This window comes from Streptomyces camelliae (assembly GCF_027625935.1).
In the GTDB taxonomy this organism is placed as follows: Bacteria; Actinomycetota; Actinomycetes; order Streptomycetales; family Streptomycetaceae; genus Streptomyces; species Streptomyces camelliae.
Genome location: NZ_CP115300.1, coordinates 5,678,133 through 5,689,894, shown reverse-complemented (window position 1 = coordinate 5,689,894; position 11,762 = coordinate 5,678,133). Strand labels below are relative to the sequence as shown.

8 protein-coding genes and 1 tRNA gene are annotated in these 11,762 nt (G+C 71.0%); 2 read left to right on the top strand and 7 right to left on the bottom strand.

Annotation, left to right across the window (positions count from 1 at the left end; all coding sequences use genetic code 11):
- Positions 1-21 precede the first annotated feature (21 nt).
- Positions 22-1,575, top strand: a complete 1,554-nt coding sequence (locus O1G22_RS26010; protein ID WP_270083514.1) for a PucR family transcriptional regulator — start codon at positions 22-24, stop codon at positions 1,573-1,575.
- Here O1G22_RS26010 and dapE read toward each other — a convergent pair.
- The 5 genes from dapE to O1G22_RS25985 all read right to left on the bottom strand — a co-directional run bounded on the left by dapE (position 1,556) and on the right by O1G22_RS25985 (position 8,661).
- The gene (gene dapE, locus O1G22_RS26005) at positions 1,556-2,611 is read right to left on the bottom strand and encodes a succinyl-diaminopimelate desuccinylase (RefSeq protein WP_270083513.1); all 1,056 of its coding nucleotides are present in this window, start codon (positions 2,609-2,611) and stop codon (positions 1,556-1,558) included. The two genes, O1G22_RS26010 and dapE, sit on opposite strands and share 20 nt — an antisense overlap.
- Positions 2,608-4,065: an amino acid permease gene (locus O1G22_RS26000; protein ID WP_270083512.1), complete on the bottom strand. Its 1,458-nt coding sequence runs from the start codon at positions 4,063-4,065 to the stop codon at positions 2,608-2,610. The genes dapE and O1G22_RS26000 overlap by 4 nt, the downstream gene beginning before the upstream one ends.
- A 212-nt stretch (positions 4,066-4,277) precedes the next feature.
- Positions 4,278-4,919 (bottom strand): IclR family transcriptional regulator, encoded by a 642-nt coding sequence (locus tag O1G22_RS25995; RefSeq protein ID WP_225096202.1) that lies wholly within the window; start codon positions 4,917-4,919, stop codon positions 4,278-4,280.
- Between the two features lie 351 nt (positions 4,920-5,270).
- Entirely contained in the window at positions 5,271-7,070 is a 1,800-nt protein-coding gene (locus O1G22_RS25990; RefSeq protein WP_270083511.1) for a DEAD/DEAH box helicase, read from the bottom strand.
- A 148-nt stretch (positions 7,071-7,218) separates the two neighbouring features.
- Positions 7,219-8,661 (bottom strand): MFS transporter, encoded by a 1,443-nt coding sequence (locus O1G22_RS25985; protein ID WP_270083510.1) that lies wholly within the window; start codon positions 8,659-8,661, stop codon positions 7,219-7,221.
- 292 nt (positions 8,662-8,953) lie between these two features.
- Between O1G22_RS25985 and O1G22_RS25980 the strand changes: the two genes are divergently transcribed.
- Positions 8,954-9,025 (top strand) — tRNA-Cys (locus tag O1G22_RS25980).
- A gap of 956 nt (positions 9,026-9,981) precedes the next feature.
- Here the strand turns inward: O1G22_RS25980 and O1G22_RS25975 are convergent.
- Positions 9,982-11,259: a tyrosine-type recombinase/integrase gene (locus O1G22_RS25975; protein WP_270083509.1), complete on the bottom strand. Its 1,278-nt coding sequence runs from the start codon at positions 11,257-11,259 to the stop codon at positions 9,982-9,984.
- 85 nt (positions 11,260-11,344) lie between these two features.
- The gene (locus O1G22_RS25970; protein WP_270083508.1) at positions 11,345-11,572 is read right to left on the bottom strand and encodes an excisionase family DNA-binding protein; all 228 of its coding nucleotides are present in this window, start codon (positions 11,570-11,572) and stop codon (positions 11,345-11,347) included.
- Positions 11,573-11,762 lie beyond the last annotated feature (190 nt).

Here is an 11,762-nt window from a genome sequence, read left to right as displayed (position 1 = left end):
AACAGCCCGCTGGGAACCCTCATGGACGCCTGCACCCTCGGTGATCTCCTGGACGTCGTCGGCGGTCCGGTCCTGCGTCTGCACTCGGCCCCCGCCGGGCAGGCCGTCCCGGTGACCGAGGCAGTGCTCTACGAGGGCCGCACCCCGCTCCCCCGGCAGCCCGGCGCGCTGCTGCTCGCGGTGGGCGTGCCGGCGGCGGAGTCCGGGCCGCTGCTGCGGGCGGCGGCCGAGGCCGGGCTGACCGGGGTGGTGGTGCGCGGCGCGGTCGGCCCGGTCGCGGAGGCGGACGAGCACGGCGTGGCCCTGCTGTCCGTCGCCGAGGACGCGGCCTGGCACCAGGTCCATCTGCTGCTGGCCTCGGCCATCGCCGCCCAGCCCGCCGCCGTGCCCTCCGACACCGGGCTCGGTGACCTGTTCGCGCTGGCCGACGCGATCGCCACGGCGACCGGCGGGGCGACGGCCGTCGAGGACCCCCGGCAGCGGATCCTGGCCTACTCCACCGTCCCCGGTCAGCCGGTGGACGAGGACCGCCGGCAGGGCATCCTCGGCCGGCAGGTGCCGGCCAGCGCGGAGAACACCGAGCAGTACCGCCGGCTGTTCGCCGCCGACCGCCCGCTGAGGCTGCCCGCGCTCGCGGACGGGGACCTGCCCCGGCTCGCGATGCCGGTGCGGGCCGGCGGGGAGACGCTCGGCTCGGTGTGGGTGATCGACGGTGGCTCGCTCGCCCCGGACGCCGAGGACACCCTCGCCCAGGGCGCCTCCACCGCGGCCCTGCTCCTGCTGCGGGCGCGCGCCGCCCGGGAACTGGCCCGGCACCGGGGCAGCGAGCTGCTGCGCCGTCTGCTGGACGGCACGGCGGCGGACGCGTCGACGGCCGCCGAACGCCTGGGCCTGGCCGGGCCCGCTCGGGTGGCGGCCTTCGTGCTGGACTCGGCCGCGAGCGTCCCGGACGCCGAGCGCACCGCCCTGCGTCTGCTGGACGTCGTACGGCTGCAGTGCGAGGCCCGCTACGGGCGGCACGCGGGGGTGCTGGTGGACGGGGTGGTGTACGCGGTGCTGCCCGGCCCGGGAGAGCGGCACAAGAAGCTCGCCGAGGACATCGTGGCGCGGGCCGGACAGGCGCTGCGGGTGCCGGTGCGGGCGGCGCTCGGCGAGGTCGTGCCGGACGCGGCGGGGCTCGCGGACTCCCGGGCGGACGCCGACCTGGTGCTGCGGGTGCTGGACGCGGAGCTGCCGGTGGCCGGCGTGGACGAGGTGCGGCCCCGCGTCACGCTGCTGCGGCTGGCCGAAGTGATGGGCGAGCGGCGGGAGTTGACCGCGGGCGCCTGGCGGCGGGTGCTGGCGTACGACGCCGCGCACGGCACGGAGTACGCCCGCACGCTGGTCTGCTGGTTCGACGCGGGCTGTGACATGGCGGGCGCGGCGAGGCTGCTCGCCGTGCACCCCAACACCTGCCGCTACCGGCTCCGGCAGCTCCAGCAGCACGCCGGGGTCGATCTGGACGACCCCGACGAACGGCTGGTGCTCTGGCTTCAGTTGCGGGTGCTGGCGGGGCTCACCGGAGCCACTGCCTGAGCCGGTCCTCGCACCGACGCAGGTGCTCCACGGGGACGTACTCCCCCGCCGTGTGGGCGAGGGAGGGGTCCCCGGGGCCGTAGTTGAGGGCGGGCACGCCCAGCGCGGCGAACCGGGCGACGTCCGTCCAGCCGAGCTTGGGCCGCGGCTCGGCACCGAGCGCGGCGACGAGCCCGCCGACCCGGTCCAGGTGCGGCAGGGCACCGCCGACGACCTCGGTGACGCGCACCTCGTACCCGGGGAAGAGCGAGCGCACGTACGCCTCCGCCTCCTCCGGTGAACGACTGGGTACGAAGCGGCAGTTGACGGTGACGACACACTCGTCCGGTACGACGTTCCCGGCGACCCCGGCCCGTACGGCGACGGCGCTGAGCCCCTCCCGGTACTCCAGCCCGTCGACGACGACCCGCTCGGGCCGGTGCGCGTCGAGCCGCTGGAGGACCTGGCCGGCCTTGTGCGCCGCGTTGACGCCCTGCCAGGCGCGGGCGGTGTGGGCGCGGGCGCCCTTGACCACGATGTCGGCGGTGAGGGTGCCCTGGCAACCGGCCTCCACGCCCGCGTCGGAGGGCTCCATGAGGATGGCGAGGGAGGCGTCGGCGAGCAGGTCCGGCCGCTCGGTGCCGATACGGGCGAGCCCGTTGCGGTCCCCTTCCACCTCCTCGCACTCGTAGAAGACGTAGGTGAGGTCGCGCACGGGCGCCTGAACGGTGGCGGCCAGCCGGAGTGCCACGGCCACGCCGCCCTTCATGTCGCAGGCGCCCAGCCCGTGCACGCGGTCGCCGGCGAGATGGGAGGGCAGGTTCCCGGCGGCCGGGACGGTGTCCAGGTGGCCTGCGATCAGGGCGCGTTCGGACCGGCCGAGGCGGGTGCGGGCGACGACGGAGTTGCCGACCCGGTCGACCGTGAGATGGGGCAGGGCGCGCAGGGCGGTGTGGACGGCATCCGCGATCTCCGCCTCCCGCCCGCTCTCGGAGGGCAGGTCGACCAGGGCGCGGGTGAGGGTGACGACGTCGGCGGTGAGGTCGAGGGCGGTCATGCGAGGTCTTCCGGGGAGGTCTGGGCGAGCTTGGAGTGCCGGATGCCGTAGAGGCCGTAGATGACGAGCCCGGCCGCCATCCACGCCCCGAAGGCGATCCAGGTGTCGGCGCCCAGGCTGCCCAGCATGTAGACGCAGAAGCCGACGCCGAGCAGCGGCGTGACGGGCGAGAACGGCACCCGGAAGGAGCGCGGGGTGTCGGGGCTGCGCCGGCGCAGCAGTACGACCGCCAGGTTGACCAGCATGAACGCGAAGAGGGTGCCGATACTGGTGGCGTCGGCAAGGCTGCCGAGCGGGACGAGGGCGGCGAGGACCGCGATGAAGCCGGACACGATCACGGTGTTGGCGCGGGGTACGCCGGTGCGCGGGTGGACCTTGGCGAACAGGGGCGGCACGAGCCCGTCCCGGGCCATCGCGAAGAGGATGCGGATCTGACCGTACTGCACGGTGAGCACCACGCTGGTGGTGGCGACGACCGCGCCGACGGACAGCAGGATCGGCCACAGGCTGCCGCCGCCGACCGACCGGACCAGGACCTCGCTGAGCGTGGCCTCGGTGCCCGCGAACTGCTTCCACGGCATGGCGCCGAGCGCGGCGACGGCGACGAGCACGTACAGGGCGGTGACGAGGACGAGGGACAGGATGATGGCCCGCGGCAGGTCCTTTTGCGGATTGCGTGCCTCTTCACCCGCGGTGGAGGCGGCGTCGAACCCGATGTAGGAGAAGAAGAGTGAGGCGGCTCCGGCGCTCATGCCGGCGGCGCCGAGCGGGAAGAGGGGGTGGAAGTTCCCGGCGCGGAAGGCGGTGAAGGCGACGGCGCAGAAGATGACGAGGGCCGCGATCTTGACGGCGACCATGATGGTGTTGGCGACAGCGCTCTCCTTGGCCCCACGCAGCAGGACGACCATGGCGAGGACGACGATGAGGGCGGCGGGGATGTTGAGTGTGCCGCCGGCCCCGGGCGGGGCGCTGAGCGAGTCGGGGAGGGTGACCCCGAAGGTGAGGTCGAGCAGCTCGTTGACGTACTGCCCCCAGCCGACGGCGACGGCGGCGACCGACACCCCGTACTCCAGGATCAGACACCAGCCGCACACCCAGGCGACCAGCTCGCCGAGGGTGGCGTAGGCGTAGCTGTACGAGGATCCGGAGCCGGGGATCATGCCGGCCAGCTCGGCGTACGACAGCGCCGAGAACAGGGCGGTGACGCCGGCGACGAGGAAGGAGACGACGATCGCGGGTCCGGCCTCCGGCACGGCCTGCCCGAGCACCACGAAGATGCCGGTGCCGAGGGTGGCGCCCACGCTGAGCAGCGTCAGCTGGGCCACGCCCATGGTCCGCTTGAGCGGACTGCCGGCGGCCTCCCCGACAAGTCGTTGCACCGGCTGGCGCCGGGTGAGTCGACGTGTGCTCGCTTCTCGTGCTCTGGCCTCCGGCCGGGTGTCCACTGTGTCCACCGCGTTGTTCCCTCCGCCTCGGGGGTTGTATGGCCCTTGATGATGCGGAGGTGGTGGCGTGGTGGGGTGAGCGGATCGGCCAAAGGTGCGAGTTGAGGGTTGGCCGGATGGTCAAAGAGCGGCCACGTGGTTTGCCTGGTGCGGGTGTGTCGGGGCTGGTCGCGCAGTTGCCTGCGCCCCTTTCGGGGCACTGCACCGCAGCCGACGGCTGATCAGCGCAGCGCCTCCGCGACCTCCCTCGCCGCCTCCACCACCCTCGGCCCGACCCGCTCCGGTACGGAGTCCGCCAGCATGACGACACCCACGCTGCCCTCGACCCCGGTGACCCCGACCAGCGGCGCCGCCGCCCCGCTCGCACCGGCCTCCAGTTCGCCGTGGGTGAGCGTGTACCCGGGACCGGTGCCGGACGAGTGGCGTGCGGCGAGGATCGCCCGGCCGGCCGCCCCGCGGTCCAGCGGGTGCCGGAAACCGGCCCGGTACGCCACGTGGTAGTCGGTCCAGGTCGGCTCGACCACGGCGACGGCCAGCGCCTCCGTCCCGTCGACCAGGGTCAGATGCGCCGTCGCCCCGATGTCCTCCGCGAGCGAGCGCAGCGCGGGCAGCGCGGCCTCCCGTACCAGCGGATGCACCTGCCGGCCGAGCCGCAGCACCCCGAGGCCGACCCGGGCTCGCCCGCCCAGGTCACGCCGTACCAGCGCGTGCTGTTCCAGGGTGGCGAGCAACCGGTACACGACGGTACGGTTCACGCCCAGTTTCGTGGACAACTCGGTGACGGTCAGCCCGTGGTCGGTGTCGGCCAGCAGCTTCAGGACACGCAGTCCCCGGTCGAGCGTCTGAGAGGTCTCCGCGGTCACGACGCCCACTCCTTTGGTGGTGAGGCCGGCGGGCCCCTGAGCGACGGATGCGTGGCCGAGTCCCGTCGGCGACGCGTTCAGAGGCCGCCGATCGGCAGGACGGCTCCGGCGGCTCCGGGCCCAGGTCGCTTCACGGCTGCGCTCCGCGGCGACGCTGCCACGGGGCGTGTGCGTAGCGGGACAGTAGCGAAGCAAGTTCGCTGAGCGGAAGCCTCCGTCCAGAATCCGGGCAAGGGCTTATCCGGCCTGCCTGCATTCGTCCGGATACGGACGCGGGGGCGGGCACCCGGCCCGCGGGGGAAACCGCTCTTCGGCCGAGCGGGTCGGCGGGGCGGGGCGGCCGAGCGGGGGTCAGCGCATCCGCGTGGCCCACTCCTGCACCTTGGCGATGCGCTGCCGCAGCTGCCCCGCCGTGGCCTCCGCGCTGGGCGGGCCTCCGCATACCCGGCGCAGCTCGGTGTGGATCACCCCGTGCGGCTTGCCGCTCTGATGGACGTACGCGCTGACCAGCGTGTTGAGCCGCTTGCGCAGCTCCATCATCTCCTTGTGGGAGACCACCGGCCGCCGCTCGGCGGGCAGTTCGAGAAGGTCCGCCTCGGCGTCCGGCTTCTTGCGGCTGTGCGCGATCTGCCGGGCCTGCCGCTTCTGGAGCAGGAGCTGGACCTGGTCGGGTTCGAGGAGGCCCGGAATGCCGAGGTAGTCCTGCTCCTCCTCACTCCCCGGGTGCGCCTGCATACCGAACTCGGCGCCGTCGTAGAGAACCCGGTCGAAGACGGCCTCGGACTCCAGCGCCTCGAAGGAGAACTGCTCCTGCTCGCCGGTGTCCTCGTCCTGCTGCTTGTTCGCCTCCTCCATCTCCTTCTCGGATTCGGCGTACGGGTCCTCCTCGCCCTCCTTCTTCGGCTTGTCGAGGGCGTGGTCGCGCTCCTTCTCCATCTCGTTGGCGAAGGTCAGCAGGTCCGGCACGGTCGGCAGAAACACGGAGGCCGTCTCACCGCGCCGCCGGGACCGTACGAAACGGCCGACGGCCTGGGCGAAGAAGAGGGGGGTGGAGATGGTCGTGGCGTACACCCCGACCGCGAGCCGAGGCACGTCCACGCCCTCGGACACCATGCGGACGGCGACCATCCACCGGTCGTTGCTCTCGCTGAAGTCGTCGATCCGCTTGGACGCGCCGGTGTCGTCGGACAGCACGAGGGTCGCCTTGCTGCCCGTGATCTCACGGATCAGCTTGGCGTACGCGCGCGCCGAGTCCTGGTCGGAGGCGATGACCAGCGCACCGGCGTCCGGGATGGCCTTCCTGACCTCGGTCAGCCGCTGGTCGGCGGCGCGCAGCACGCTGGGCATCCACTCGCCGCGCGGATCGAGCGCGGTACGCCAGGCCTGGCTGATCGCGTCCTTGGTCATCGGCTCGCCGAGCCGGGCGGCGATCTCGTCACCGGCCTTCGTACGCCAGCGCATGTTGCCGCTGTAGGAGAGGAAGATGACGGGCCGGACGACATGGTCGGCGAGGGCGTTGCCGTAGCCGTAGGTGTAGTCGGCGGCGGACCGCCGGATCCCGTCCGCCCCCTCCTCGTACGTCACGAAGGGGATCGGGTTGGTGTCGGAACGGAACGGCGTACCGGTCAGCGCGAGCCGCCGGGTCGCCGGCTCGAACGCCTCCAGACACGCCTCGCCCCACGACTTGGAGTCACCGGCGTGGTGGATCTCGTCCAGGATCACCAGGGTCTTGCGCTGCTCCACCCGGTTGCGGTGCAGCATGGGCCGTACGCCGACACCGGCGTAGGTGACGGCGACCCCGTCGTACTCCCTGCCGAGCGGCCCGGCGCTGTACTCGGGGTCGAGCTTGATCCCTATCCGGGCCGCGGCCTCGGCCCACTGCTTCTTCAGGTGCTCGGTCGGCGCGACCACGGTCACCTGCTGCACGACGTGGTGGTGCAGCAGCCAGGAGGCGAGCGTCAGCGCGAAGGTCGTCTTGCCGGCGCCGGGCGTGGCGACGGCGAGGAAGTCGCGCGGCTGCTCCTGGACGTACTTCTCCATCGCCCCCTGCTGCCAGGCCCGCAGCCTGCTGGCGGTACCCCAGGGGGCCCGGCCGGGAAAGGCGGGCGAGAGGTGATGGGAATGCGTGGAGGAAGCGGCGGTGGTAGTCACGGTCTCCGTAGTTGGGGGTCGGGCGGCTCGGCTACGTATGACAACCGGGCCACCCTACCGGCGCGGCACCGCCGTCAACGCCCGGACGAGGCCGGGTCGCCCGTGGGTGGGATCCACGTCACAGCACGCACCGCTCAGGCGTTGTGGCTCACCGCTCCCGCAGCCGCCGGGTCACCCAGGCCCCCACCAGCGCCACCCCCGCCATCGGCAGGAAGACGGCCGCGAAGGCGGTGGGGTGGGTTCCGTCGGTGGTCGTGGCCGTGGTGGTGACCGTGCTGCCGCCGCCCAGGGCCGCGAAGGCGGCGCCGGTGGTGGCGAGGAGGACGACGTTGGAGAGGGCGTCGGAGATCTGGAGCGCGGCGGAGTTGGTGCCGGCCTCCTCCGGGGCGGACAGCCGGAGCAGGAGCACGCTGGTGGAGGAGATCACCAGGCCCATGCCGAGACAGCCGAAGGCCCAGGCGACGGCGACGGTCCAGACCGGCACGGAATGCACGAGCACACTGGGCGCGGTGGCGATCGCGGCGGCGACCAGCACCATCCCGACGGTCATCAGCCGCTCCCGGTACGGCGCCATGCGCGGCCGGGACTGCACGAACGAGCCCAGCGCCCAAGTCAGCCCGCCGGCCGCCAGCGAGAACCCGGCGAGCATCGGCGACAACCCGCGCTGGGTGACGAGCATCAGCGGGACGAAGGACTCGGCGGCGACGAAGGAACCGGCGGACAGTCCGCGCAGCAGGACGACGGAGGGCAGACCGCGGGCGGCGCGGTAGGTGCCGCGCGGGAGGAGGCCGAGGGCGGCGGGCACGAGCAGCGCGGCACCGGCGAGTGCGGGGAGCGCGGCGAGGGGGCGCAGATCCTGGGCGGCGTACTGGAGCAGCCCGGCGCCGAGCGAGATCCACAGGGCGAGCCGGATGCGCCGCCGGTCGAATGAACCGGTACCCGTGTCGGTCTGGACCGGTCCGGACGCCCGGCGGCGTATCTGCGGCAGGGCGAGGGCGAGCGGGAGGACGACGAGGGCGGGTATGCCGAGGAAGACCCAGCGCCAGCCGAGGTGTTCGGTGACGGCGCCGGAGGCGAGGGGGCCGACGATCGAGGGGACCACCCAGCCCGCCGCGAAGGCCGCCATGATCGCCGGCCGCAACCGCTCGGGGTAGGCGCGGCCGACGACGACGTACAGCGCCACGATGACGAGACCCCCGCCGAGCCCCTGCACCGCCCGGCCCAGGATGAACACCCACATCACCTGGGCGGTGCCGGCGATGACGAGGCCGGCGGCGAAGCCCGCGATGCCCGCGCTCAACGGGCCGAGCGGACCGCGCCGGTCCGACCACTGCCCCGACAGCACCATGCCGAACAGGCTGGTCGTGAAATACCCGGAGAACGCGAACGCGTACAGCGCCACCCCGTCCAGCTCCCGCGCGGCAACCGGCATCGCGGTCCCCACGGCCGTCGCCTCGAACGCGATGAGCAGCACGACGGAGACGATCCCGACACTGAGCGCCCGGTACGACCGGCTCAGCACACCTTCTCTGTCATCGGTCTCGGCGGCTTCGGTCACGACATCGGCGTCGCGGGGCTCCAGGGCGGTCATGCCCGCCAGAGTAAGGCCCACAACACCGTTTGACCCCTGTCGGGAGACCGGTCCGACCTGCGACCTTGGTCGTACGCCCCCCGTTTCATGAACGCGGTGTGGCAGTCCCGTTGCAGCCCGCCCGATCCCCTTGAGCCCATCTTCGCCGGCCCATAAGTTCATTCACATCAACACGGCCGTGTGCCCGAGTGGTTTAGGGGCTCGCCCGCGCTGCATCCATCAGCGAGCTCCGCTCGCGGGGAGTCACGTGGGTCCGATCCCCACCACGGCCGAGAAACGAACACATCAACACGGCCGTGTGCCCGAGTGGTTTAGGGGCTCGCCTGCAAAGCGAGTTACGTGGGTTCGATTCCCGCCACGGCCTCTTACTGCCTGACCAGGCAAAACAAAAGGGCGGCATCCCTGGAGGGGTGCCGCCCTTTCGGCTGTCCGTCTCAGTTCGCGTCTCAGTTGTGCGACACAGGCGGGTTGCCCCAGGCTGAGCGTCTGCGATCGGCCTAGTTCACTGCTCGTGACGCCTGAGCACCGGCTACCGGTGGTGGTGCCACCAGTAGAGCGCGAGCGTTCCGATACCGCTCAAGCTCGCCTTGACTGCCACCCGGATCAGCTCATCGCCAGCAGAGCGCAGAAGACGACCGAAGTGGCGACGTGCTGAGCGCTCCGTGAGGTGGGCGCGCCAACGGCTGCTGATTCGGCAAATGGTCTTCGAGACCGGACGACTTCCAGACCGCCACTTAGACTCCCCGTTGTTGGAAATGTTGGCCCCCTTGTGTCGACGTTACTGACGGTGATGGCGGCCTCCTGCTTAGGACCAGGGGGCCGCCGCCGTATCCGACGAAGGCCCTGTAGGCCGCGGCACTGACACTAACCGGCAGCGACCTGGACAACGAATGCCGTTGACCTGCGACTATGCCGAACCGTGCGGAGTATGAACTCCGCTCGTGTCAACATGTGTTGATGGCGCCCCCTCAGCAGAGAGCCCTCGACCCGCAGGACGACTTCCCCGAAAAGCTCATGCACGTCGCTGTACGAAGAATCAGCGAGGAGAGGAAAGCCACCTCGCACATCGAGCGACTGTCAGTGGCAGGTGAGTTGCGAGCTGCTGCTGAACTCCGGGTCTTGAAGGAGATCGCCCGATGCAGAGCTTCGGGTGTGTCATGGGCAGATATCGGTGCAGCGCTGGGAGTCTCAGGTCAAGCCGCTCACCGGAGGTACAGGGACAGGCACGTTCGTCTTGACTGGGACTACCTCTTGGATCAAGTGATCGCCAGGCAGTCTGAGAATGACCAGGTTCAAGAGCGCGGCCTTTGACGCCTGCTATCAATCGGCTGGCAGGAGTACTCCAGCCGCACCGTCATCGTCCGGCCGGTCCGTCTCGGGCTTCCAGATCAGGCCGTCCACCTGCCTCGCGATGTCCGTCCGCACCGCGTCCACCATGTGTTGATAGCGGGCGGCCATGGCTGTGCTCGACCAACCCATGAGGCCCATGACGGCCCGCTCGGGAACACCGAGGATGAGCAGCACCGTGGCGGCCGTGTGGCGCGCGTCGTGCAGGCGCCCGTCCCGTACCTTCGCCTCTGCCAGAAGATCCTTCCACTCGGTCCAGTCTCGGCGGTGGGATGGGCTACGGCCGTACTCATCCGGGAAGACCAAGCCGTTCTCCTCCCAGCGCTTCCCGGCCGCCGTGCGCTCCGCTTCCTGCGCCTTGAGGTGCGCACGGAGTAGGTCAACGAGCTGTTCGGGGAGACCGACCGCGCGACGGCCGGCACGCGACTTGGTGGTGGACAATTCCGGGTTGGTTCGTCGCCTCTGCGGGCAGTACCCGGCGGCCTTGCGTCCGCAGGGCTCCGCACACCCGTGGGCGAACTGCGGCCGATGGCGACTACGCCGGACAACCAGGAACCCACCCTCAAGGTCCATGTCCTCCCACTTCAGCCCCAGTACCTCCCCTTGACGCAGTCCGAGGGCGAGGGCCACTGCCCACCGTGCGGAGTTGCGATGCTGTTCAGCGGCCTTCAGCAATCGCTGTACCTCTTGGACGGTGTAGGGCTCCGCCTCGTACTCCCCCGTCTTTGGCGCCTTGGCCAACTGAACGGGGTTCTTGCCGAGATGTCCGCGCCGGACGGCCTCGTTGAGGGCAGTGCGGAATGTGCGGTGCACCTGGTGAGCAGTCGCGGGCTTGCTGCCGTTGGCCTGCATCTTGGCGTAGAACGCCTCGATGTGCTCGGGCTTGAGCCTGTCGAGACGGTGGGCACCCAAGCCGGGGATGAGGTGCTTCCGGACCGCAACGCCGTACCCGACCATCGTGTTGTCGTTGACGGCGAGGGGTGCGACGTTCTCAACCCAATGCGTCAGCCATGTCTTGACCGTCCACGCTTTGCCGGGCTTCTTCACTGTCTTGGCGTCGCGCTGTTTCTCCAGCTCTCGGACAGCGTCCGCCACTTCGGCCTTGGTCTTGCGTTCGACGTGGCGGCGGTCCGGTGTGCCGTCGTCGCGGACGCCGACGGTGACGCGGCCGTGCCATTTGCCGTCCTTGCCGAAGTAGATCGAACTACGGCCGTTGGGCTGTCGGGTCCGCTTCTTCTTTTCCTCTGCCACAGGCAGGCTCCTGTTTCTTGCGTGTCGGGATGGGGACCGGGGCGGCGGGCTGTCCTGTCCGGGAGTGCCGCCGCCCCGGGCGTCGTCAAGCGGCGCGTTGGGTGGTACGGAGATGGGTGACGTACTCGGATATGGCGTCGACCGGGACTCGGCGAAGGCTCCCGACCATCACGGACTCCAGTTCGCCAGAGCGGATGAGCCCGTAGCAGGTGGTCCGGCCGATGCGGAGTCGGCGGGCGGCCTCTTTGACTTCGAGGAGGACAAGAGTCGGGTCTTCGGCGGGGGCGGCGAGGAGGGTGGTGTGTTCGTCCACGGCTCACTCCTATGAGCTGAGTTCATGGGCAGGTGCCGCCGCACAAACCGCAATATCCGCAGAAACTCCGGGCAGGGCCGTTGACCTGCGGCGTTGCGGTGTGCGGGTGGTGCTGGGCAGCGCTCCGCAGAAACCCGCGATATTCCGCAAAAATCAGGGGCGGCCGTCGACCGGCCCCGGTGGCGGGCTG

Excerpts from the sequence above, each read along its gene's own strand:
- O1G22_RS25985 (WP_270083510.1), bottom strand. The coding sequence starts at position 8,661 with ATGACCGCCCTGGAGCCCCGCGACGCCGATGTCGTGACCGAAGCCGCC.
- dapE (WP_270083513.1), bottom strand. The coding sequence starts at position 2,611 with ATGACCGCCCTCGACCTCACCGCCGACGTCGTCACCCTCACCCGCGCC.
- O1G22_RS26010 (WP_270083514.1), top strand. The coding sequence starts at position 22 with ATGGACGCCTGCACCCTCGGTGATCTCCTGGACGTCGTCGGCGGTCCG.